The sequence below is a fragment of the Dactylosporangium sp. NPDC048998 genome, assembly GCF_043197855.1.
Taxonomy (GTDB): Bacteria; Actinomycetota; Actinomycetes; order Mycobacteriales; family Micromonosporaceae; genus Dactylosporangium.
Genome location: NZ_JBICTV010000010.1, coordinates 62905 through 85498 on the forward strand (window position 1 = coordinate 62905; position 22594 = coordinate 85498).

Sequence of the window (22594 nt, forward strand, 5' to 3'; positions counted from 1 at the left end):
ACCCTATCCCGGTCTATGCGGACAGCCGGGACACCGACCGCATCTTGTTCATCGCGTCAAGCGCGGCAACCTTGTAGGACTCCGCGAGCGTCGGGTAGTTGAAGACCGCGTCCACCAGGTAGTCGACGGTCCCGCCGCAGCCCATCACCGTCTGTCCGATGTGGACGAGCTCGGTCGCGCCCGTGCCGAACACGTGCACGCCGAGGATCTTCCGGTCCTCCGGCGAAACGATGATCTTCAACATGCCGTACGAGTCGCCGATGATCTGGCCGCGGGCCAGCTCCCGGTAGCGGGAGATGCCGACCTCGAAGGGGATGTTGTTGTCGGTCAGGTCGTCCTCGGTGCGCCCGACGAAGCTGATCTCCGGGATGGTGTAGATGCCGATCGGCTGCAGCGCCTGCATGCCGCGCACCGGCTCGTCGCAGGCGTGATGGGCGGCCAGCCGGCCCTGCTCCATCGACGTCGACGCGAGCGCCGGGAAGCCGATGATGTCGCCGACGGCGTAGATGTGCGGCACCTCGGTGCGGAAGTGCTCGTCGACCTTGATCCGCCCGCGCTCGTCGGCGGTCAGCCCCGCCTTGTCCAGCCCGAGCAGGTCGGCGGCGCCCTGCCGGCCGGCCGAGTACATGACCGCGTCCGCCGCGATCCGCTTGCCGCTGGCCAGCACCGCGACGGCGGCGCGGCCGTGCCGCTCCACCGCGGCGACCGACTCGCGGAACCGGAACGACACCGAAAGGTCCCGCAGGTGGTACTTCAACGCCTCGACGATCTCCAGGTCGCAGAAGTCCAGCATGCGCTCGCGCCGCTCGACGACGGTGACCTTGGTGCCGAGCGCGGCGAACATCGACGCGTACTCGATGCCGATGACCCCGGCCCCGACCACGACCATCGACCCGGGCACCTTGTCCAGGTTGAGGATGCCGTCGGAGTCGATGATCGTCACCTCGTCGAAGTCCACGCTGTCCGGCCGCGCCGGCCGCGTCCCGGCCGCGACGATGATCTTCTCCGCGGACACGTGGGACTCGCGCCCCTGCTCGTCCTCGATCACGATGGTGTGCGGGTCGACGAAGCGCCCGGTGCCCTGCAGCAGCCGTACCCGGTTGCGGGCCAGCTGGCTGCGGATGACCTCGATCTCCCGCCCGATCACGTGCGCGGTGCGGGCGCCGAGGTCGCCGACCGTGATGTCCTCCTTGACGCGGTAGCTCTGGCCGTACATCTCCCGCTGGTTGAGACCGGTCAGATACATCACGGCCTCACGCAGCGTCTTGCTCGGAATGGTCCCGGTGTTGATGCAGACCCCACCGATCATGTTGCGCCGCTCGATGACGGCGACCCGTCGGCCGAGCTTCGCCGCGGCGATGGCGGCCTTCTGCCCACCCGGCCCGGAGCCGAGGACGAGGACATCGAAGTCGTACATGGGCCACAGTGTCCCGGCCGCGCCCGGGCTCGTAAAGTCGGGGCCCGTTATGGTCGTCGGCGTGAAACGACTCCTTCAGGCGGTGGCGACGCGCCTCGGCATGCGCCGCCGGTCCGCTCCCGTCGCCGCCCCGGCCGCCCGTCCGGTCCCGGCGCCGCCCGGCCCGCACCACCCGGTGCCCGGCCCGCCGCCGCGGCACGAGACGCAGAAGCTGCTGATGTACGCCCCGCAGCTGGACGGCGACGCGGACCCCGGCGAGATCGTGTGGACGTGGGTGCCCTACGAGGACGACCCGAGCCAGGGCAAGGACCGCCCGGTCCTGGTCGTGGGGCGCAAGGGCAGCTCGGTGCTCGGCCTGATGCTGTCGAGCCAGTCCGAGCGCGACGGCCAGCGCAACTGGTTCGCGCTGGGCCCGGGCTCATGGGACCGTGAGCAGCGCCCGAGCTGGGTACGCCTGGACCGCGTCCTCACGGTCGCCGCCGACGGCATCCGCCGCGAGGGCGCGATCCTGGACCGCGAGCGCTTCGACCGCGTCGCCGCGGAACTGCGCTCGGGCTACGGCTGGTCCTGACCGCCGTGCGCGGGGTGGCGCGGCTCAGGACTTCGCCGGGGCCATCGACAGCATCCGGCCCAGTTCGTCACGCATGACCGCCGCCGCGGCGTCGAAGTCCTCGGCGGTGGTCTCGGTGCCGTCGCGGGTCACGACCCGCCGGTCGGCGTCGGTGAGCCCGAGCAGCCGCGGCGTCTCCCCCGGCCGGTCCCCGCTGGCCAGCACGAATGACAGTTCGGCGGCGGTCATGCTGAGCTGTTCGGTGGCGGTCCCGTCCATGGTGTCCATCCCGTCGCGGTCGCGGCAACGAAAAGCCGCGGTGATACGCCGCTGCGAAAGGGGGCATACACGCGTCGCTGTGCACAACGGCTCCGCACGGCCCGGGGTCACGCACCGAATCGTCCGGGGGCGGTAACATGCCGCGTGTCCGAGCGAGAGGTGCCACGATTGAGGCGGCGCAGCAGGCAGCGGGAGCGCGCATGACCGACGGCATCGCGACCGGCACCGTCGGCGGGTGCGTGGTGGTCACGCCCACCGGCGCGCTCGACGTCGCCACCTCGCCGGCCCTGCACACGCTGCTGCACCAGACCCTCGACGACGGCGCGACCCGGCTCGTGCTCGACCTGTCGCAGGTCGACTTCATCGACTCCACCGCGCTGCGGGTGCTGGTGTCGGTGCACAAGCGGCTGCGGGAGAGCGGCGGGTTCGCCGTGGTCTGCCCGCACGCACGGCTCCGGCGCATCTTCGACCTGACCGCGCTGGACCGGGTGCTGATCCTGACCGGCACCGTCGATGAGGCCCGCGCGGCGCTCGAGTAGCGCGCCGCCGGAGGACGGCGCTACCGGGGCTGCAGGACCCGCGGGTGGCGGATGCCCGGGTGGCCCTGCGGCAGCGAGCGGCGCAGCACCCACCAGCTGACCGCCAGGCACGCCGCCACGAGCGGCCAGGTCAGCACGGTCTGCGCGGCGGCGAGCCACAGCACCTGCCCGGCCCACCAGAGCGGGACGAAGACGAGCAGCCGCACGAGGTACTGCCCGACCCACACCCAGCTGGCCCGCTGGTACGCCCGCAGCAGCTGCGGATCGGCGCGCCACCGCGCCTTCTGCCCGAGCACCGTGCCGACGACCAGCCCGAGGAACGGCCAGCGCACCAGGATGCTCGCCGCCCACGCCAGCGCGCTGGCCGCGTTCGTGAGCACCCGGACCCCGAAGAAGTCCTCGGCCCGCCCGGTCCGCAGCGCCACCAGCGCCCCGACGCACACGACGAGCAGGCTGACCACGGTGCCGATCGGCCGGCGCCGCTCGGCCACCCGCCACGCCGCCACGCCCGCGCCGGCCAGCACCGCCACGCCCGCGCCCAGCGGGATGGAGTGCCCGCCGCCGAGCCAGCCGGCCGCGAACGCGAGCACCGGGACGGCGGTCTCCACGGCCGACCGCCAGCCGCCCAGCAGCTCGCTCAGCGTCTCCCCGGACTCCCCGGACTCCCCGGCCTCACCGTCGCGCGCCATCCGTCCCCCGCTCACCCGTTACAAACGAAGGTAAGCCTGCCCTATGCAGAACGGTCCAGGCAAGGAACTCAGCGGCGTGGGAGCGTGTCCGGGTCGATCAGCGCCTCCGCCTCCTCGCCGACGATGTCCTGGCGCAGCTGGTCGAGGCGGCCGAGCAGCGACACCGAGTCGAGCACGGCAAGCGCCGTCGGGAACACCGTGTGTACCTGCTCCACCGCGGCGATCAGCCCGGCCCGCAGCGAGGTGTCGTCGGACGGCTCGCCGTCGACGCGCTGCTCCAGCAGCTCGGCGAGCGCGGCGAGCAGCGCCCGGAGGGTGTCGCGCTCCAGCGCCGGCGCCTGGCCGGGCCGGTCGTAGAGCCGGTCGACCGCCAGCGAGATGGCCCGCACCTGCAGGGTCACGCGGGTCAGCCACAGCTGCTCGCGCCGCGCCTCGTTCACGTCGCGGCGCAGCCGGCGGGCGAAGACGTCGAGGAGGGTAACCTCCTCCACCCCGGCGATCGCGGCGCCCGCCTCGGCGCTGACGTCGTTGAGCTTGCGCGACTCGGGGATCCACCCGTGGCGGTCGTCCGGGCCGAGCGGCTCCTCGTCGCCGGCCCGGGCGACCAGCTCGTCGGCGATGCGGCACAGCACACCGACGCACGCCTGCCCCCAGGCGTTGAGGGCGGCGCGGACCTTGCGGGTGTGCGGCGGCTCCGGTACGACGACCGCGATGGTCAGGCCGACGACCGAGCCGATGGCGACGTCGATGAAGCGCCATTGGCCGTACCCCCGGGCGACCGGCGCCAGCACGAGCACCGCGAGGGTGGCGATGGTGACCTGGTTGCGCGCCAGCGGCGTGTTGGTGATCTGCCGGGCCACCGCGAGCGCGGCGAACGCGGCGAGCGCCAGCGACCACCAGGTGAGCCCGAGCAGCTGCGTCCAGCCGATCGCGAGCACCGTGCCGACGAGGTTGGCGAACAGCAGCTGCAGTCCGGTGGCGATCGAGCCGTACACGCTGGCCTGCAGCGTCAGCACCGCGATCACCGGCGCGAAGAGCACCGCCGCGTTCTCACCGAACTGCCGGGCGAGCACCCAGGCGGTCGTCGCCGCGGCGGTGGTCTTCAGGACGGTGAGCCAGCTGGGCCGGCTCTTCGGCACGCTGGCGAGCAGTGTGCCGAGGGGCTCGGTCACCACGGCGTGCGGTCTGCGCGGCACGCCACGATCCTCTCAAACTCCGGTTACCGCACCGAGTCGCGCGCCAGACGGCGGTACGCCCGCCGTCGACGTCGAGCCGGGCGTCTCCTTCAGACATCTCCGGCGGTTCGGGTTCCAAACGGACTCACCGGAAACAGACGATTCAGGAGTCGCACGCTATGGTCCTCGCGTGCGGAACTACGACCATCCCAACCTGTTCAACTTCCGCGACCTGGGCGGTTACCCGGTTCCCGGCGGCCGCAGCACCCGCTGGCGGCGGCTGTACCGCTCCGACTCGCTGAGCCGCATCGACCCCGCCGACGCCTCCTCGTTCACCGCGCTCGGCGTGCGCACCGTCATCGACCTGCGCCGGCCCCGCGAGATCGAGCGCGACGGGCGCATCCACGCGTTCGACGGGCTCACCTACCACCACCTCAACCCGATGCACGCCGAGTGGGAGGAGGCCACCGACCACGACGAGCCCAGCGACGCGCGATGGCTGGCCAACCGCTACCTCGACCTCGCCGAGCACGGCCACGCCGCGATCTCCGCCGCGGTCGAGGTCATCGCCGAGGCCGACAACGCGCCGGTCGTCGTGCACTGCGTCGCGGGCAAGGACCGCACCGGCGTGGTGTCGGCGGTGACGCTCGGCGCGCTCGGCGTGCCCGACGAGGTCATCGCCGAGGACTACGCGCTGACCAGCGCCGCGACCGACCGGACCATGGCGTACCTGCGCGGGCTGCACCCCGAGATCGCCAAGATGCCGGACCGGTGGCTGCTCTCCCCCGCCGAGACGATGCTGATCTTCCTGGGCGACCTGCGGGCCCGCCACGGCTCGATCCGCGCATACCTGGGCCTACCGGAGGACACGTACGCCCGCCTGGAGGCGAGCCTGCTGGAACCCACGGCATGACGCGGGTCTGCGTGGTCGGCGCCGGGGCCGTCGGGGCGGTCTTCGGCGCCCGGATCGCCGGGCCGCTGTCGGTGCTCGCCCGCGGCGCGACCCTGGCGGCGCTGCGGGCCCACGGCTGGGCCCTCAACGGCGCGGCCCGGCCGGTGACCGCGAGCGACGACGCGGCCGACCTCGGCGAGCAGGACGTGGTCATCCTGACCGTGAAGGCGCACGCGCTGCCCGCCCTCGCCCCGGCCCTGAAGCCGCTGCTGGGGCCGGACACCGTGGTGATACCGGCGCTCAACGGCGTGCCCTGGTGGTTCTTCCCCGACCGGACCCTGCGCAGCGTCGACCCGCACGGCACGGTCGGCGCCACGCTGGACCGGTCCCGGGTCGTCGGCTGCGTGGTGCACCTCAGCGCCGCGGTGACCGCGCCCGGCGAGGCGGTGCTCACCGCGGGCAACGGGCTCATCCTCGGCGAGCCGGACGGCGGCGGCAGCGAGCGCCTCGACGCCGTGGCGCGGCTGCTGGAGGCGTTCGACGTGACGCTTTCCGCCGACATCCGGCGCGACGTGTGGTACAAGCTCTGGGGCAACATGACGGTGAACCCCATCTCGGCGCTGACCGGCGCGACGGCCGACCGCATCCTGGACGACCCGCTCGTCAACGGGTTCGCGCACGCCGTCATGCGCGAGGCGGCCGCGATCGGGGCGCGCATCGGCTGCCCGATCGAGCAGACCCCGGCCGACCGCAACGCGGTGACCCGCCGGCTCGGCGCGTTCAAGACCTCGATGCTGCAGGACGCCGAGGCCGGCCGGCCGCTGGAGCTCGACGCCATGCTGACCGCGGTGCGCGAGATCGCCGTGACCGTGCAGATCCCGACGCCGGCGCTGGACGCGTTGCTGGGCCTGACCCGCCTCGCGGCGCGCGAACGCGGCCTGTATCACGATTGAGCAAGGTCAACTGTTCGGTTGATTCCGATTGGCCCGAGAAGTTGACATAGTGCCCCTCGCATCGTTCGCGGGGGAGGCAAAAGTGAAGCGAATCGCGGTGCTGGCGTGCGCCCTGGCGCTGCTCGGCACGGGCGCCGGCTGCGGCGGGCCCAGGGTGGGCGACGGCGACCTGACCAACAACTGGGCGATGCTCGGCACGCCCAAGGTGCCCGAGCCCAAGGCCGGCGACTGCTGGACGACCATGGCGACGACGATCGGCAAGATGAAGTCGAGCGGACTGACCCAGGCGCCGTGCGACATGGAGCACATCTTCGAGACAGCCAAGGTCGGCCACTTCACCGGCACCGCGGCCGACTCCAGTTCGCCGCCGTCGCCGTCGCAGCTGACCGAGGCGTGGACCGACTGCGACAAGGCGGCCTTGGACTACCTCGGCGCCGAGTGGCAGGCCGGACGGGTGCACGTCGTGGTCTCCTCGCCGACGAACCGCCAGTGGACCGGCGGCGCGCGGTTCTACCGCTGCGACATCGGTGCTCTGCGCACCGAGGCCGGCACCTTCGAGCCGCGCCACGACACGATGAAGGGCGTCCTGGCCTCCGACGGCGACCTGAAGCTGGGCTGCGGCACCCAGGTCGGCACGACCGCGGACAGCTGGGACGACATCACGCCGGCCAAGTGCACCGAACCGCAGGACGTCGAGTACGTCGGCTCCGTCAGCAGCCCCGGCAACGACTACCCGGCCGACGGCAAGGCCTACGACGCCGCGTTCGGCAAGACGTGCCAGGCGAAGATGCTCGCGTACATCGGCATGAGCCGCAGCCACTGGTCGTCGGTGAAGGCGCTGTACTACGGGTTCTGGATGACGACCGGCTCGAAGGACGAGTGGACGGCCGGCAACCACACCGCCCGCTGCTACCTCATGATCGACAAGAAGAAGATCACCCGGTCGCTCAAGGGCGCCGGCGACGTGAGGATCTGACCGCCGTGCGCCGCCTGGCCTTGATCGCGATCGCGCTGCTGCTGGCCGGTACCGCCGGCTGCACAGCCCGCCCTGCCGGTACCGACGGCGACCTCACCAACGACTGGGCCATGCTGCCCGCGGCGAAGGTCCCGGAGCCGGTCGTCGGCGAGTGCCACAACTCCGGCGGCTACCACACCTACGACGTCTCGGCGTTCGACGGCGTGGCGCCGCCGGTGCCCTGCGACCAACCGCACCAGCTGGAGGTCGTGGCCGTCGGGCAGCTGCCGGCCGAGCTCGCCAAGGCCGCCAAACTGCCCGGCCGCGACCAGTTCGCGTCGCTGTTCCCCGATTGCGAGCAGGCCGCCGCGCAGTACCTCGGCGGCGACTGGCAGGCCGGCCGCGTCTACCTGTACCTGCAGCCCCCGACGTACGCCCAGTGGCTCGGCGGCGCGCGCTTCTACCGCTGCGACGCGGTCGCGACGGGGTCCGACAGCCACCAGATCGTGACGTACGACAAGACGTTCAAGGACGCGGTGCGGCCCGGTGGCGGCCTCGCCCAGGGCTGCGGCACGACGGCCGGCGGCACCAAGGACACGTTCTTCGAAACCGTCGAGCCGACGCCGTGCGACCAGCCCCACGACATGGAGTTCGCCGGATACGTCACCGCCCCGGCCACGGCCGCGTGGCCAGACAACGAGAAGACCAACGACGACCTGTTCGGCAAGGCGTGCGAGGCGAAGATGCTCGCGTACACGGGCATGTCGAGGGCCTGGTACAACCGCCAGCGCGACGTGTACTACATCTGGTGGCGGCCCTCGGGGCGGACCGGCTGGAAGGCCGGCGAGCACTCCTCCCGCTGCTTCTTCCTGCTGCACAACCGCAAGCTCAGCCGGTCCGTCAAGGGCATCGGCGACGCCCCGTTGTAAATCACGTTGCGGGCGGCGGGCCCGGCCGGTTACCTTCAAGGGGATGTGATCACCGGCCCTTCCCGCGCCCGCGACCGAGGCACCTTGCCCGGCGGGCGGAAGCGTCTACCCGCCGGCGGTCTTTCTTGTCTCTCGCACCCCTGCTCGCCCATGACCTCGTGCGCACGTTCGGCACCCGCCGCGTGCTCGACGGGGTGTCCCTCACCGCCGCGCCCGGCCGCCGCATCGGCCTGATCGGCGAGAACGGCACCGGCAAGTCGACGCTGCTGCGGCTGCTCGCCGGCGCCGACCAGCCCGACGGCGGCACCGTCGTGCGCCCGCCCGATCTCGGCTTCCTGCACCAGGAGATGCCGTACGACCCGCACGCCACGCTCGCCGACGTGCTCGACGACGCGCTGCGCGAGGCCCGCGCGTGCCTGGCGGCCATGGACGCCGCGCTCGCCGGCGGGCGCCTGGACGAATACGCGGCGCTGCTCGAGCGCGCCCAGGAGATCGAGGCCTGGGACGCCGACCGGCGGGCGGAGATCGTGCTCGCCGGGCTGGGTCTGGCCGCGGTACCGCATGATCGGCCCCTGCGAACCCTGTCGGGCGGGCAGCGCGGCCGCCTGGCGCTCGCGGCCCTGCTCGTGCGGCGCCCGGCCGCGCTGCTGCTGGACGAGCCCACCAACCACCTCGACGACGCCGCCGCGGCGTTCCTGGAGGAGCAGCTGCGCGGCATGCCCGGCGTGGTGGTGCTGGCCAGCCACGACCGGGCGTTCCTCGACGCCGTCTGCACCGACCTGATCGACCTCGACCCGGCCGTCGACGGCCCGGTGCGCTACGGCGGCGGGTACACCGCGTACCAGGCCGAGCGCCACGCCGAGCGGGAGCGCTGGGAGCGCCGCTTCGCCGAGGAGCAGGAGGAGCTCGCCGACCTGCGCCGCGCGGTCGCCGTCACCGCGCACCAGGTCGCACACAACCGGCCCAAGCGCGACAACGAGAAGATGAACTTCGGCCGCACCACCGGCCGGGTCGAGCAGCAGATCTCCCGCCGCGTGCGCAACGCCGCGCGCCGCCTCGACACCCTCACCCGCGAGCAGGTCCGCAAGCCCCCGCCGCCGCTGCGCTTCCGCGCCCGCGCCCTGGCCGCGGAGGCCGACGGCCTGCTGGTCTCGGCGCGCGACGTGCGCGTCCCGGGCCGCCTCGCCCTCGACCGCCTCGACGTCCCGGCCGGAGACCGCCTGCTGGTCACCGGCGCGAACGGGGCGGGCAAGTCGACGCTGCTGGCGGTGCTGGCCGGCCGGCTGCCCGCCGGGGGCGTGCGGCGCCGCCCGGGCCTGCGCCTCGGCCTGCTCACCCAGGACACGACGTTCGACCGCCCGGACCGCACCGCGCTGCAGACCTACGAGACGGTCCTCGGCGCCGATCTGGCCGAGTCGGTACCGCTGCGAAGCCTCGGCCTGCTCGCCCCGCGCGACACCGCGAGGCCGGTCGGCGACCTCTCGGTGGGCCAGCGCCGCCGCCTGGCCTTGGCCCTGCTCATCGCCGACCCGCCCGACCTGCTGCTGCTCGACGAGCCGACCAACCACCTGTCCCCCGCCCTGTGCGACGAGCTGGAGGAGGCCCTCAACACCGGCCCGGGCGCGTTCGTGGTCGCCAGCCACGACCGCTGGCTGCGCGCCCGCTGGCCGTCGCGAAGCCTGCACCTGCCCTGACCGGGGCGGCCCCGCCCGCAAGATCACCGCTGGCAGACTGAGGCCATGGTGTCGGCCGGCTTCGCGGGCCAGTCGAAGGCGGCGCGCACGGCCCGCGCCCTGCTGTCCGAGGCGGGCGACGCGCGGTGACCGGGCGACGGCCGGGCCGTGCGTTCCGGCCGCACGCCTCCGGAAGCGTTCCCGCCGCGGCGCTACGGGAGGTCGGCCGTCTCCCCGGTCGCCTCGTCGGTGACGTGGACGCGCTGGCCGTCGGGCGGGCGGTGGCGCGGCGTGGCCAGGACCGCGGCCAGGCGGGTGACGCCGTCGCGCCACCAGTCGCAGGCGGGCACGCCGAACAGGCCGGGGTCGAGCTCGGAGCGGATCGTCACGTCGAGGTCGCACCACACGTGTTCGCCGCCGGTCAGCCGCGCCTCGCACGGCGGGGCGACGTCAACGACGGTGGAGCGGGACAGCTCCGTGTACCACATCCCGGTCCGGATGATGTCGCCCACGGGCTGTGCGTCGCCCGCGGCCGGTGCCGTGACGCGGGCGCCGCGCACGGACGCCGACAGGGCACCGCCGCGGTGCAGGGTGAGCTCGACCCGCGGCGCCTCCTTGGCCAGCCGCAGCAGGTCGGCGGCCGTCCAGGCGGCGATGACGAGCGGCCAGTCGGCGGCCGGGTAGGCACCGAAGTACATCCCCGGGTGCGCCTTCACCGAGTCGGACACCGACCGTACCCGTGCGCGCAGGCGCGGTAACCCATTGTCAGCCACGCCGGAGATTGTGACAGTCGCCTCCGTCGATGCACAGTCCGCTCAGAAGGATTTAACAATCGCCACGCCGGCGGCGGGGCGCAGCAGCGCGGCGATCTCGCGGACCGCGTCCCGGCCGGCGCGGTTGGCCCCCACGGTGCTCGCCGACGGGCCGTAGCCGACCAGGTGCAGGCGGGGCTCGCGGACCACGCGGGTGCCGGCCATCCGGATGCCGCCACCGGGCTCGCGCAGGTGCAGCGGGGCCAGGTGGGCGAGGTCGGCGCGGAAGCCGGTAGCCCAGATGATGGCGTCGAACGGCTCGAACCGCTCGCCCCACATCGCGCCGCCGGGGACCAGCCGGTCGAACATCGGGTGGCGGACCAGGGCGCCACGCTCCAGCGCCGCGCGGGCCAGGGCGGTGTAGCCCAGGCCGGTCACGCTCACCACGCTGCGCGGGGGCAGACCGGCCTCGACCCGCTCGGCGACCCGGGCCACCACGTCGCGGCCGTAGTCCTCGGTGAACTCGCCCTCGTGGAAGACCGGCTCGCGGCGGGTCACCCAGTAGGCGTCCGGGAGCTCGGCTAGCACGTGGATCGCCGAGTTGCCGCCGCCGACCACCAGCACCCGCCGGCCGGCGAACGCGGCCGGGCCGCGGTAGTCGGCGTAGTGCGACTGGCGCCCGGCGAAGTCCGCGATGCCGGGATAGAACGGCACGTACGGCGATCCCCAGGTGCCGGTCGCGTTGATCACCGCCCGGGCGTCCCACACGCCGCCGGCCTCGGTGACGACCCGCAGGCCGCCCTCCGTGCGCGACACCGCGCGGACCGGCGCCGGGCGCAGCACCGGCAGGTCGAAGGCCAGCTCGTACGCGCGGAAGTAACCGGCGACGACCGGCGCGGCCGGGCCCGACGGCGGCGGCGTGAAGGGCATGCCGGGCAGGTCGAAGATGCGGTGCAGCGACTCGACGCCCAGCGACGGCGAGCGGTGCCGCCACGCGCCGCCCGGCCCGCTCCCGGCGTCGAGCACCACGAACGACAGGCCACGCCGCCGCAGCGCGTGGGCGGCCGACAGGCCCGCCTGCCCCGCGCCGATCACCACCACGTCCACGGCGGGTAGAACCCCGCCGCGGACGCGTGGCATACCAGCGGGTGACGGACCTTACTCCACGAAGTGTCGCGGCATCACAACTGCAAGATCAGCAAGGGCGGGCGCGGTCGGCGGGCCTCCCCAGCGGGGGCTCGGCCGCGTAAGGTGTGCGCGTGTCCGCCGTCATCAGCCCGACCCAGCGCCAGCTGACCGCCGAGTCCGTCGCCGCCGTGCTGCGCGAGCGCTTCGGTCGCACCGCCGTCCACTGTGGACCACTGTCCGGCGGCACCTTCGCGGCCGTCTGGCGGGCTACCCTCGACGACGGGACCGAGGCGGCCGTGAAGATCGGCCCGCCGCCCGGGGTGCCGCTGCTGCGCTACGAGCGGGGCATCATCGCCGCCGAGGCGCGTTACTACCGGCTGGCCGGGGCCGCGGGCGGGGTGCCGGTGCCGCCGGTGCTCGACGCCGACGACGAGGTCGTCGTGGTCGGCCTGCTGCCCGGCCGGCCCCTGACGGAGCAGCCGGAAGATCAAAAAGCCGAGGATTCGGTACGGCGGGAGCTCGGCGCCGCCCTGCGCCGCCTGCACACCGTGAAGGGCACCCGGTTCGGCTATGACGGCGACGGCCGGACCGGCGGCGAGACGTGGCCCGAGGCGTTCGTGGCGATGACCGCCGACCTGCTCGCCGACGCCCGCGACTGGGGGGTCGCCCTGCCGGTGCCCGACGAGCGGATCATGGACGCGTTCGAGCGGCACTCGGGCGCCCTGGCCGAGGTCCGCGAGCCGGCCCTGGTGCACTTCGACCTGTGGGACGGCAACGTGCTGTGCGACGCCGGCCGGCTCACCGGGCTCGTCGACGGCGAGCGGTACTTCTGGGGCGACCCGCTCTACGACCTCGTGTGCACGGCGATGGGCCGGCGGATGGAGGAGGAGCCCGGGCACCCGGTGCTGCTCGGATACCACGGCCCGGCACCGCACGCGTTCACGGCGGCGGAACGGGCGCGGCTCATGATGTACCGAATCCAGTTCTATCTTCTGCTTTTGGCCGAAATGCCGAGCCGTGCGATGACCGGTGAGGTGGCGCGCGAACGCCGCGAATGGGTGACACCATTGCTGCTGGCGGAGCTGCGCGACCTGGGCTGACCGGCGCCTGTGTGGTAAGAAACGCTATCCAACGGTGAGGATGTCGATGGGCGTGTTGAGCGGTAGGCGACTCCTGATCGGCTACGCCGGACTCATGACGGCGCTGGCCGCCCTGCTGTTCGCCCGGCCCGACCTCAACTCGGTGGCGTGGGCCGGCATGGGCCTGTGCGCGGCCGGTGCGATCGTCACCGGCATCGTGCGCGCCCGTCCGCAGCGCTCCTTCGCGTGGTGGGCGCTGGCCGGCGCGCTCATCTCGATGATGGTCGGCGACGTCATCTACGGCATCTACGCGCCGGAAGGTGGCCCCGGGCCGGTCGTGGCCCAGATCGCCTACCTGGCCATGTTCCCGGCCGGGGCGGTGGCGCTCATCGGCCTGACCCGGGAGAGTGCCCTCCTCGAGGACCGCTCCCGCCTGCTCGACCTGCTGGCGCTGGGCACCGCGGCACTGCTGGCGAGCTGGGTGTTCGTCGCCTCGCCGCGGATGGCCGGCGGCGGCATGACGGCCGCGGACTGGTCGACCCAGGCCGCGTACACGCTCGGCGACGCCATCGTCGTCGTGGTGACCGTCCGGCTGGTCACCGCCGCCCCGCGCAACGCCTCCGCGATCCTGCTCGCGATCGGCGCGGCCGGGATGCTCGTCGGCGGTGTGGCCTACGACATCGGCCAGGCCGCTGACGGCGGCCTCAAGGCGGGCGGCCCGGCCGACCTCGCCTACGTCGTGCTCTACGCGGCCTGGGGCGCCGCCGCGCTGATGCCGTCGATGGCCCGGCTGACCGCCGCCCCGTCCGGCCCTGTGGGCGCCGCCCGCGAGCCCGTCCAGGGGCTGCGCATGGTGCTGCTGCTGGCCTGCGTCGCGTTCGCGCCGCTGCTGCTGCTCGTGCAGGCGATGACCGGCGGCGTGCACGACGGCCCGATCATCGCGGTGGCCTCCGGCATGACCCTCGGTCTGCTCGTCGTGCGGCTCAGCGACGCGGTCGGCAAGCACGCCAGCGCCCTGCGCCGCGAGCGCGCCCTGCGCCAGGCCGGCACCGTGCTCGTCGCCGCCGCCGACCCGGGCCAGGTCGCCGTCGCCGTGCAGGCCGCGGTGCGCACCCTGCTGCCCGAAGGGGCCGAGTACGACATCGTCGTCGACTTCAGCCTCACCGACCTGCTGCCGCTGGGCGAGTTGTCCGCGCCCCGTGTCCAGCCCGTCGCCGACATCCCGCCGCTGTGGAGTGCGCGGCTGGCCGGGTACGACCACGTGCTGGTCTGCCCGCTCGACGCCGGCGTGCTCTACGTCGCCGGCACCCGCCGCGACCTCCTGCCCGCGCTCGACGCCGTGTCCGTGGTCGCCGGGCAGGCCGCCCTGGCGCTGGCCCGCATCGGCCTGACCGAGGCCGCCAGCCGCCGCGACAGCGACGACTATCTGCGCGCGGTCACCGAGCACGGCACCGACGTGGTCCTGGTGCTGGACGACGACCAGCGCATCCGCTACACGAGCCCGTCGGTCACCGACGTCCTGGGCATCTGGCCGACCCCGTTCGCCACGCTGCGCGAGATCGTCGCCCCGGAGGACCGCGATCAGGTGCTGCGCACCGTCAAGCGCGCCCTGAGCGGCGACCGCGACGGCACCAGCGACCTGTGGAGCCTGCGCCGGCCCGACGGCGCCCGCGTCCTGGTCGAGGTCATCTTCCGCGACCTGCGCGACGACCGCCTGGTCCGCGGCATGGTCGTGACCCTGCGCGACGTGACCGATCAGCGCCGCGCCGAGCACGAGGTGCTGCGCCGCGCCTTCAACGACACCCCCGGCGCCCAGAACCGCGACAGCTCGGCCCGCAAGTTCCAGTGACGGACGTCGTCGACGCCTGGGAGACGGCGCTGACCCCGGCCGACCACGAGGCCCTCTCGGCCCTGCTGACCGCCGCGTTCCCGGGCTCGGAGTTCGGCCCTGGCCGCTCCTGGCCGGCGTCCTGGGCCCGCAAGGAGGCCCGCTTGTGGCTGGCCGCGCCCGACGGCACGCCGCTGGCCCACCTGGGCCTGGAGCGCCGCACGGTCGGCACCCCGGCGGGCGACCTCCTGGTCGCCGGCGTGGGCGACGTGGCCGTCTCTCCCGCCCACCACGGCCGTGGCCTGGGCGCCGAGCTGATGCGCGCCCTCGACGCCCGGCTGCGCTCGGGCCCGTTCGCGGCCGACTTCGGCTTCCTGCAGTGCCGCGAGGCGGTCGCCGGGTTCTACGCCCGCACTGGCTGGACCGCGGTGGCCAACCCGACCCGCTACCTGGCCGTCACCGACGCGCGCACGGTCCGCGAGGGCCACTGGCCGACGTTCGTCCGCCCGGGCCGCCGCGACCTGCCCGAGTGGCCGGACGGCCTGATCGACCTGCGCGGCCTGCCCTGGTAGGGGCCGCCACCGGCGCCCACCCGGAAGGGCGCCCTCACACCGGGCGTCCTACGGGACCACGGTGACCGGCCAGCGGCCGGACTTGACCAGGCGTACGGCCAGCGAGCCGACGAAGCGATGGCCGAAGCGGCGCGACGAGCCGACCACGACCGCGTCGGCGCGCAGGTCCGTGGCGATGCGGACCAGCTCCGCGTAGGGGTCGCCGCGCACGGCGATGAAGTCCGTGGACACCCCGGTGTGCAGGGCGCCCTCCTCGACCTGGCGGCGCATGTCCTCGATCGACTCGTTGATGGCCTGCTCGACGGCGCCCGCGGCCTCGGCGATCAGGCGGCTCGCGGCCGGGGCGCCCGTCACGAAGACCACGACGAGGCGGGCGCGCTGGCGGCGGGCCAGGCCGGCGGCGTACGCACCGGCGCGCATCGACGTGTCCGATCCGTCGACACCGACCACGATGACTTTGGGTCCGTCGGTCCCGAGTTCGAACTGCACGCGAACAGCATGCCCCAGGCGTCCGGCGCCGTCCCTTCGGGGCGGTGGCTACTGCGGGTCGCGGCGGTGACCGGCGTGCGGCTCGTCGTCGCTGACGAAGTGGTTGGTGAACCGGCTCGCGTCCAGGTGCTTGAGGATGGGGAGGTACCGCAGCTCGAGCGTCAGCAGCACCAGCAGCGTGGCGCCGGACGCGACGAGGAGCAGGCCCTCGCCGGCGCAGGCGCCGATGACCGCGGCGGCCAGGATCGTCGCCGCGGTCGTCACGCCGTGCAGGGTCGCGAGCTGACTCTGGCTGCGCCCGACGCTTTTCGGCGCCGACGCGATCGGATCCTGCGCGGTGGCCTGCGGCGGGTTCTGCCGGAACAGCAGGCCCGCCCCGATGAACCCGACGCCGGTGATCGCCCCGGCCAGCGCGGTGGGCGCGTTGTGCTCGGCGAGCACGCCGATCACCCCGCCGGCGACCCCGACCAGGGCGAACGTCCGGTCGCCGGCGGTCGACCCGCGCAGCTCCCGCTCGTAGCCGAGCGCAAACGTCAGCGCGAACGAGACGAACAGCCGCCCCAGCAGGACGAGGTCGTGTGTCACGCGGCCATCCTGCCCGATGGGCGCCAGCCGCGCTTGCTCAGATCGTCACGGGCAGGCTTTCGAATCCCCGCAGGACCCGGGTGCTCCGTCGCTGGGGCGTGCCGTCGATGCGCAGGTCGGGATAGCGCTCGAACAGCATCCGCAGGCCGATCTCGCCCTCGAGCCGGGCCAGCGCCGCGCCGAGGCAGTAGTGCACGCCCCCGGAGAACGACAGGTGCTCGCGGGCGTTGGCCCGCGTGACGTCGAACCGGTCCGGGTCGGCGAACACCCCGGGGTCGCGGTTGGCGCCGCCGAGCATCGCCATGACCACCTGCCCCGGCTCGATGCGCTGCCCGCCGATCTCGGCCTCCCGCTGGCACACCCGGGCCGTCACCTGGACCGGGGAGTCGTACCGCAGCATCTCCTCCACGGCGTTGCCCCACCGCTGGGGCTCGTCGCGCAGGATCGCCAGCTGTTCCGGGTGCCGCATCAGCAGCCAGGCGCCGGTGCCCAGCAGGTTGACCGTGGTCTCGAAGCCGGCGGCGAGCAGCAGGCCCGCGGTCGCCAGCAGCTCGTCCTCGCTGAGGTCGTCCAGTTGCACCAGCTGGCTGAGCAGGTCGTCGCCGGGGTCGCGGCGCAGCCGGGCGAAGTGCCCGCGCATCCACACGTTGACCCGTTTGATATTGATCTCCGTCCGGCGGTACGTCATGAAGGGCAGCCCAAGGTCCAGCGTCGGCGCGGCCGCATTGCCCCAGGCGAGCAACTTCCGGCGCATGTCCAGCGGGACGCCGAGGATCTCCGCGATCACCGTGACCGGCAGCAGGGAGGCGAAGTCGGCGACGAGGTCGGTGGGCTTGTCCCGCAGCAGTTCGTCGCAGGTCTGCTCGATGCGCGGGCGCAGGCCCTCGATGGCGCGGGCGGTGAAGACCTTCGAGACCAGCCGGCGGTACCGCGTGTGATCCGGCGGATCGACGACGAGCATCGACGGCGGGTCGACCGGCCCGATCGGGGAGCTGCGGCGGCTGAACCGGAACATCAGCGCGACCGGGGCGGGCAGCGGCCGGTCGGTGAATCCGACGCCGAAGGCGTCGTTGCGCAGCACGGCGCTGACCAGGTCGTGGCGGGCGGTGGCCCACATCAGGCGGCTGTGCACCAGCGGCGCGGTGTCGCGGATCGTCTTGTAGAACGGATACGGCTCCTGGCGCACGGCCGCATCGGTGAAGAATCTCGCCTGCTCGTCGCCCTTGCGCGCGGCGGCGTTGATGCCCGCCCGCATGAACCCGTGCTTCGTGGCCCAGCGAATCGCGGTTCCCGGCAACATGGCCCACCCCCTTGGTACTTTACGGTACCAAGGGGGTGGACGGTGGTCTACCTCGTCTCGCTGACGGCGGTCACGCCCCCGCGCGCAGGGTGATCTCGGTGATCTCGCTCGGCGCGAACACCCGGAACGGTGGCCCCCAGAAGCCGGTGCCGCGGCTGGTGAACAGCTGGGTGCGCGCCCCGTGGCGGGTCAGCCCCTGCACCACCGGCTGGTCGACGCGCACGAGATAGTGGAACGGCCAGATCTGCCCGCCGTGGGTGTGCCCGGACAGCTGCAGGTCGATCCCGTGCGCGACGGCGGCGTCGATCTGCTTCGGCTGGTGGGCGAGCAGCAGCACCGGCAGGTCGGGATCGGCGCCGTCCAGCGCCAGCGCGTGGTCGGCGCGGTGGCCCTCCAGGCCGGTCGCGGCGGCAGTACGGTCGTCGACGCCGGCCACGACGAGCCGGTCCCCGCCGCGCTCGACGACGATGTGCCGGTTGTGCAGCGGCTCCCAGCCGAGCGCCCGCATGTGGTCGAGCCAGCCCTGGGCCTCGCCGAAGTACTCGTGGTTGCCGGTGACGTACACCCGCGCGAGCCGGGCCCGCACGTCCCCGAGCGGAGCGGCCTGGGCGGTGCGCTGGGCGACGGTGCCGTCGGCGATGTCCCCGGTGTGCGTGACGATGTCGGGCTCCAGCGAGTTGACCACCTCGGTCACGCCCTTGGACCACGCGACACGGTCGATCGGCCCGTAGTGGGTGTCGGTGAGCTGCACGATCTTCAGCCCGTCGAGCCCGGCCCCGAGCCGCGGGATGCGCACCTCGACGCGGCGCACGCGCGGGACGCGCATCGCCTCGCGATATCCCCAGGCCCCGAGCCCGACGGCGACGATCGCGGTGAAGCCGGCCGCGACCCGCGAGCGCACCGGGTCGTCGACCCCGCCGGCGAGCAGCGCGAGGCGCAGCAGGTCCCCGGCCAGGGCCCAGACGAACAGGATCCACACCGCCCCGAGGATCGTGTCGCCGGTACGCGCCGCCCAGTCCACGCCCCGCCCGTGGCCGAGGAACATGGTGACGGGAAACACGACGAGCACCGCCGCGAAGACCAGGGTCCCGAGCACCTGCACGACGCCGGGCCATTCGTTGCCGGCCATGACGAGCGACCACCACGGCACCCCGAACAGCAGCCCCAGCACAACGGTGAGCGTCGCCACGAACGCGAGCGGCCGAAGGAGCGAACGCCGCCGAACGGCAGGACCCGATACCGCCTCAGAAGTCGCCATTTGGCAATATTGGCACGCCGTGCCACGCACTTGCTGAGAGACACCTGAGAGAAAACTGACTGTCGGTAGCCGGCGCGGAGCGGAAACAGTTTGTGCGACCCCTCGCCGGGTAACGGTCGATCATGGCACGGTACGGCGACGACATCGTTTGCCTCGCCGCGCGGATCGAGGAGCCCGGCCAGCTCGACGAACTCGTCGAGCGGGTAGGTGACGCGCGGGTGGTGATGCTCGGCGGGGCCACGCACGGCACGCACGAGTTCTCATGGTGGCGGGCGGCGCTCACCCGGCGGCTGATCACCGAGCGCGGCTTCTCCTTCGTGGCCGTCGAGGGCGACTGGCCCGACTGCGCCCGCGTGGACCGGGCCGTGCGATGGCACCCGGACACCCCGCGGATCGATCCGCGCGAGGCCCTGCTGGAGTTCGGCCGGTGGCCGACCTGGATGTGGGCCAACGAGGAGGTCGCCGACTTCGGCCGCTGGCTGGCCCGGCACAACACCGAGCTGGAGGAGCCCGATCAGGTCGGCTTCCACGGCCTGGACGTCTACTCGCTGTGGGAGTCGCTGCGGGAGATCATGGTGTACCTGCGCGAGCACGACCCCACGATGGTGCCCGCGGCCCTGGAGGCCTACCGCTGCTTCGAACCCTTCGCCGAGCAGCCCCACCAGTACGCGATCGCGACCCGGTTCGTGCCGATGAGCTGCGAGAACGAGATCGTCGACCTGCTCATCGAGCTGCGCCGGCGCGCCGCGCGGGACTCGGGGTGGTTCGACACCTGGCAGAACGCCGAGGTCGCGCTCAACGCCGAACGGTACTACCGCGCGATGGTCGGCGGCGGCCCGCAGGCGTGGAACATCCGCGACTGCCACATGGACGAGTCCCTCGCCCGCCTGCTCGCGCACTACGGCAGCGACGCGAAGGCGATCGTGTGGGCGCACAACACGCACGTCGGCGACGCGCGGGCGACCGACATGTTCCTCACCGGCGAGGTCAACATCGGCCAGCTGGCGCGGCAGCGGTACGGCCGCGACGACGTCGCCCTGGTCGGCCTCGGCACGCACCGGGGCACGGTCGTGGCAGGCGAGTCGTGGGGCGCACCGGCGCACGTGATGCCGCTCCCGCCGGCCCGCGACGGCTCGCTGGAGGACTTCCTGCACGCCGCCGCGCCCGAGCGGGCGTGCCTCGTCTTCCCGCCCCGGGACGGCCGCCCGGACCTGCTCACCGCGTGGCTCGACCATCGCACGATCGGCGTGGTCCACGACCCGTCGCAGGAGCGCGACGAGAACTACGTCCCAACGGTCCTCGGCGACCGCTACGACGCGTTCCTGTGGTTCGACCTAACCGAGGCGCTGTGGCCGCTGCACACCAGGCGCGTCGACGAGCTGGAACAGGAGACGTACCCGGCCGGCGTGTGACGCCCGGCGGCCGCCCGGGATCAGCGCCGGCGGACGTGACGGCCGCGGGAGGCCGACGCCACCGTGGCCAGCAGGGTCATCACCGTCGCCGCGCCGAACACCACGACCAGGCCGTCGTGGAAGGGCTGGGCGATGAGGTTCGGGAAGAACTCGTGGCCGGTCAGCGTGGCCACGTTGCCGGCCGGGAGCGTGGCGAGCACGGCGCCGCCCAGCAGGTGCTCGATCGGGTTGCTGCCCAGGAACGCCGCGAACAGGGTGCTCACCGGGGGCAGGGACGCGACCGAGGCGGCGACGTCGTGCGGTACACCCTGGGCGGACAGGCCCGCCGTGAGCGTGTCCGGCAGGGCTCGGGCGAGGCCCGCCACCATGAGCGAGAAGAACACCCCGATCGACAGGGACGTGCCCGCGTTCTGGAACGTGCCCCGCATGCCGGAGGCGACGCCGCGCTGGTTCGCCGGGACGCTGCTCATGATGGCCGACGTGTTGGGGGCGGCGAACATGCCCTGGCCCAGGCCGCTGAGCAGCAGCAGGGCGGCGAACAGCGGGTAGGGGAAGTTCACCGGGATCAGCAGCAGGCCCGCGAACGCGGCGGCGACCAGCACCAGGCCCGTGGTGGAGAACAGGCGGGCGCCGAAGCGGTCGGAGAGGTACCCGGAGACCGGGCCCGCGATGAGGAACCCGGCGGTCAGCGGCAGCATGAAGATGCCCGCCCACAGCGGCGTGTCCTCGAACCGGTACCCGTGCAGCGGCAGCCAGATGCCCTGCAGCCAGATGATGAGCATGAACTGCATTCCGCCACGGGCGACCGAGACCAGCAGCGCGGCCAGGTTGCCGGCGGCGAACGCGCGGATGCGGAACAGTCCCAGGCGGAACATCGGCTCGACCGGACCCAGCCCGAACAGGCGCGACTCGATGACGACGAACGCGATCAGCAACGCCACGCCGAGGCCGACGCCGCCGAGGACCTTCGGGCTCGTCCAGCCGGTCGGGTGGCCGCCGTAGGGCTGGATGCCGTACGTCATCGAGGCGAGGATCAGCGCGGTGCCGGCCGCGAACGTCACGTTACCGGCCCAGTCGATCGGGGCGCGATGGCGCTCGCCGGTCTCGCGGAGGCTGCGGTACGACCAGATCGTGCCCACCACGCCGACCGGCACGCTGACCCAGAACACCGCCCGCCAGTCCACGGCGGCGAGCACCCCGCCCAGCAGCAGGCCCAGGAACTGCCCGGCGAGCGCGGTGATCTGGTTGATGCCCAGCGCCATGCCGCGCTGGCTGGCCGGGAACGCGTCGGTGAGGATCGCCGCCGAGTTGGCGGTGAGCATCGCGCCGCCGAACGCCTGCACGATGCGCCAGCCGATGAGCCACAGGGCGCCCGACGCGGCGCGGAACGGGTCGACGGAGAGCGCGACGGAGGCGATCGCGAAGATCAGGAAGCCGGTGTTGTACATCCGGACGCGGCCGAACATGTCGCCGAGGCGCCCGAGCGCCACGACCAGCACCGCGGACACGAGCAGGTAGCCCATGATCATCCACAGCAGGTAGCCGATGTTGCCCGGCGCCAGGGGGTCCAGGCCGATGCCGCGGAAGATGGCCGGCAGCGAGATGATGACGATCGAGCCGTCGATGGTGGCCATGAGCATGCCGAGCGTGGTGTTCGACAGCGCGACCCACTTGTACCGGTCGTGCTTCGTCCGCTCGAGGGTGGCCGTCACAGCTCCTCCGCCAGCCGGTCCAGCAGCCGGGCCGCCTCGGTCAGGGCGCGCCGCTCGTCGTCGTCGAGCCGGCCGATCGCCTCGGCGAGCGCGTGCGTCTTGAGCGAGCGCCGGTCGGTGAGCAGCCGCCGGCCCTCGTCGGTGATGCTCATCAGCACCCGCCGGCCGTCGCCCGGGTCGGGCGAGCGCGAGACGAGGCCGCGCTGCTCCAGGGCCTGCAGGGTGACGCCCATCGCCTGCGGCTTGATCCGGTCGCCGATCGCCAGCTCGCCCGGGGTGGCGGCGCCGTCGCGGTCGAGGCGGGACAGCACCGACGCCTCGGAGAGGGTCAGCTGCCCGGGCACGTGCGTCTGGCGGAGCCGCCGGACGAGCCGGCCGACCGCGATCTGCAGCGCGGCGGCGGTGCTCTCGTTCTCCATATAGTAAAT

The 22594-nt window shown here is 73.2% G+C and carries 23 protein-coding genes; 11 read left to right on the forward strand and 12 right to left on the reverse strand.

Annotated features, from left to right (window positions below; all coding sequences use genetic code 11):
• Positions 1-13 precede the first annotated feature (13 nt).
• The gene (gene sthA / locus ACGFI8_RS23555) at positions 14-1417 is read right to left on the reverse strand and encodes a Si-specific NAD(P)(+) transhydrogenase (protein WP_392807924.1); all 1404 of its coding nucleotides are present in this window, start codon (positions 1415-1417) and stop codon (positions 14-16) included.
• Between the two features lie 61 nt (positions 1418-1478).
• On the opposite strand from sthA, the gene ACGFI8_RS23560 reads away from it, so the two are divergent.
• A complete protein-coding gene (locus ACGFI8_RS23560; RefSeq protein ID WP_392807926.1) occupies positions 1479-1988 on the forward strand; it encodes a type II toxin-antitoxin system PemK/MazF family toxin in 510 nt (169 codons plus the stop codon).
• A 24-nt stretch (positions 1989-2012) separates the two neighbouring features.
• Here the strand turns inward: ACGFI8_RS23560 and ACGFI8_RS23565 are convergent, their stop codons facing one another.
• Complete coding sequence (locus tag ACGFI8_RS23565) at positions 2013-2246, reverse strand: hypothetical protein (protein ID WP_392807928.1); 234 nt, start codon at positions 2244-2246, stop codon at positions 2013-2015.
• A gap of 200 nt (positions 2247-2446) precedes the next feature.
• On the opposite strand from ACGFI8_RS23565, the gene ACGFI8_RS23570 reads away from it, so the two are divergent.
• Positions 2447-2785, forward strand: a complete 339-nt coding sequence (locus ACGFI8_RS23570; protein ID WP_392807929.1) for an STAS domain-containing protein — start codon at positions 2447-2449, stop codon at positions 2783-2785.
• Positions 2786-2805: 20 nt separating this feature from the next.
• Here the strand turns inward: ACGFI8_RS23570 and ACGFI8_RS23575 are convergent, their stop codons facing one another.
• Positions 2806-3474 carry a DUF3159 domain-containing protein gene (locus ACGFI8_RS23575; RefSeq protein ID WP_392808302.1) on the reverse strand — a complete coding sequence of 223 codons (669 nt, stop codon included), beginning with the start codon at positions 3472-3474 and terminating at the stop codon, positions 2806-2808.
• A 68-nt stretch (positions 3475-3542) separates the two neighbouring features.
• Positions 3543-4670 carry an aromatic acid exporter family protein gene (locus ACGFI8_RS23580; RefSeq protein ID WP_392807930.1) on the reverse strand — a complete coding sequence of 376 codons (1128 nt, stop codon included), beginning with the start codon at positions 4668-4670 and terminating at the stop codon, positions 3543-3545.
• Between the two features lie 169 nt (positions 4671-4839).
• Here ACGFI8_RS23580 and ACGFI8_RS23585 point away from each other — a divergent pair, with 169 nt between their 5' ends.
• The 5 genes from ACGFI8_RS23585 to ACGFI8_RS23605 all read left to right on the forward strand — a co-directional run bounded on the left by ACGFI8_RS23585 (position 4840) and on the right by ACGFI8_RS23605 (position 10072).
• Positions 4840-5562, forward strand: a complete 723-nt coding sequence (locus ACGFI8_RS23585; protein WP_392807932.1) for a tyrosine-protein phosphatase — start codon at positions 4840-4842, stop codon at positions 5560-5562.
• A complete protein-coding gene (locus ACGFI8_RS23590) occupies positions 5559-6494 on the forward strand; it encodes a 2-dehydropantoate 2-reductase (RefSeq protein ID WP_392807934.1) in 936 nt (311 codons plus the stop codon). Before ACGFI8_RS23585 ends, ACGFI8_RS23590 begins: the two co-directional genes overlap by 4 nt.
• A gap of 82 nt (positions 6495-6576) precedes the next feature.
• Entirely contained in the window at positions 6577-7470 is an 894-nt protein-coding gene (locus ACGFI8_RS23595) for a septum formation family protein (protein WP_392807935.1), read from the forward strand.
• Positions 7471-7475: 5 nt separating this feature from the next.
• Entirely contained in the window at positions 7476-8378 is a 903-nt protein-coding gene (locus ACGFI8_RS23600; protein ID WP_392807937.1) for a septum formation family protein, read from the forward strand.
• A gap of 125 nt (positions 8379-8503) precedes the next feature.
• A complete protein-coding gene (locus ACGFI8_RS23605; protein ID WP_392807939.1) occupies positions 8504-10072 on the forward strand; it encodes an ABC-F family ATP-binding cassette domain-containing protein in 1569 nt (522 codons plus the stop codon).
• A gap of 191 nt (positions 10073-10263) precedes the next feature.
• On the opposite strand, the gene ACGFI8_RS23610 is transcribed toward ACGFI8_RS23605, so the two are convergent.
• Both ACGFI8_RS23610 and ACGFI8_RS23615 read right to left on the reverse strand, forming a co-directional pair.
• Positions 10264-10779: a hypothetical protein gene (locus ACGFI8_RS23610; RefSeq protein WP_392807941.1), complete on the reverse strand. Its 516-nt coding sequence runs from the start codon at positions 10777-10779 to the stop codon at positions 10264-10266.
• Between the two features lie 87 nt (positions 10780-10866).
• Complete coding sequence (locus ACGFI8_RS23615; RefSeq protein WP_392807943.1) at positions 10867-11910, reverse strand: FAD-dependent oxidoreductase; 1044 nt, start codon at positions 11908-11910, stop codon at positions 10867-10869.
• Between the two features lie 152 nt (positions 11911-12062).
• Between ACGFI8_RS23615 and ACGFI8_RS23620 the strand changes: the two genes are divergently transcribed.
• From ACGFI8_RS23620 to ACGFI8_RS23630, 3 genes are read left to right on the forward strand one after another with little or no spacing between them, the layout of a single operon-like run.
• Positions 12063-13031, forward strand: a complete 969-nt coding sequence (locus ACGFI8_RS23620) for a phosphotransferase family protein (protein ID WP_392807945.1) — start codon at positions 12063-12065, stop codon at positions 13029-13031.
• A 46-nt stretch (positions 13032-13077) separates the two neighbouring features.
• Positions 13078-14859 (forward strand): PAS domain-containing protein, encoded by a 1782-nt coding sequence (locus tag ACGFI8_RS23625; RefSeq protein ID WP_392807947.1) that lies wholly within the window; start codon positions 13078-13080, stop codon positions 14857-14859.
• Positions 14856-15410 (forward strand): GNAT family N-acetyltransferase, encoded by a 555-nt coding sequence (locus tag ACGFI8_RS23630; RefSeq protein WP_392807949.1) that lies wholly within the window; start codon positions 14856-14858, stop codon positions 15408-15410. The genes ACGFI8_RS23625 and ACGFI8_RS23630 overlap by 4 nt, the downstream gene beginning before the upstream one ends.
• Positions 15411-15458: 48 nt before the next feature.
• Here ACGFI8_RS23630 and ACGFI8_RS23635 read toward each other — a convergent pair whose 3' ends face one another.
• The 4 genes from ACGFI8_RS23635 to ACGFI8_RS23650 form a co-directional block, all read right to left on the reverse strand.
• Positions 15459-15899, reverse strand: coding sequence for a universal stress protein (locus tag ACGFI8_RS23635; RefSeq protein WP_392807951.1), 441 nt, complete (start codon positions 15897-15899; stop codon positions 15459-15461).
• A gap of 48 nt (positions 15900-15947) precedes the next feature.
• Entirely contained in the window at positions 15948-16484 is a 537-nt protein-coding gene (locus ACGFI8_RS23640) for an MgtC/SapB family protein (RefSeq protein ID WP_392807952.1), read from the reverse strand.
• Positions 16485-16521: 37 nt separating this feature from the next.
• Positions 16522-17784, reverse strand: coding sequence for a cytochrome P450 (locus ACGFI8_RS23645; protein ID WP_392807954.1), 1263 nt, complete (start codon positions 17782-17784; stop codon positions 16522-16524).
• Positions 17785-17854: 70 nt separating this feature from the next.
• Positions 17855-19042 carry a metallophosphoesterase gene (locus tag ACGFI8_RS23650; RefSeq protein WP_392807955.1) on the reverse strand — a complete coding sequence of 396 codons (1188 nt, stop codon included), beginning with the start codon at positions 19040-19042 and terminating at the stop codon, positions 17855-17857.
• A gap of 122 nt (positions 19043-19164) precedes the next feature.
• Between ACGFI8_RS23650 and ACGFI8_RS23655 the strand changes: the two genes are divergently transcribed.
• A complete protein-coding gene (locus tag ACGFI8_RS23655; RefSeq protein ID WP_392807957.1) occupies positions 19165-20454 on the forward strand; it encodes an erythromycin esterase family protein in 1290 nt (429 codons plus the stop codon).
• Positions 20455-20474: 20 nt separating this feature from the next.
• Here the strand turns inward: ACGFI8_RS23655 and ACGFI8_RS23660 are convergent, their stop codons facing one another.
• Together ACGFI8_RS23660 and ACGFI8_RS23665 are read right to left on the reverse strand one after the other, a co-directional pair.
• On the reverse strand, positions 20475-22166 hold the full coding sequence (locus ACGFI8_RS23660; RefSeq protein WP_392807959.1) for an MFS transporter: 1692 nt from the start codon (positions 22164-22166) through the stop codon (positions 20475-20477).
• On the reverse strand, positions 22163-22585 hold the full coding sequence (locus tag ACGFI8_RS23665) for a MarR family winged helix-turn-helix transcriptional regulator (RefSeq protein ID WP_392807962.1): 423 nt from the start codon (positions 22583-22585) through the stop codon (positions 22163-22165). Before ACGFI8_RS23665 ends, ACGFI8_RS23660 begins: the two co-directional genes overlap by 4 nt.
• Positions 22586-22594: the final 9 nt, after the last annotated feature.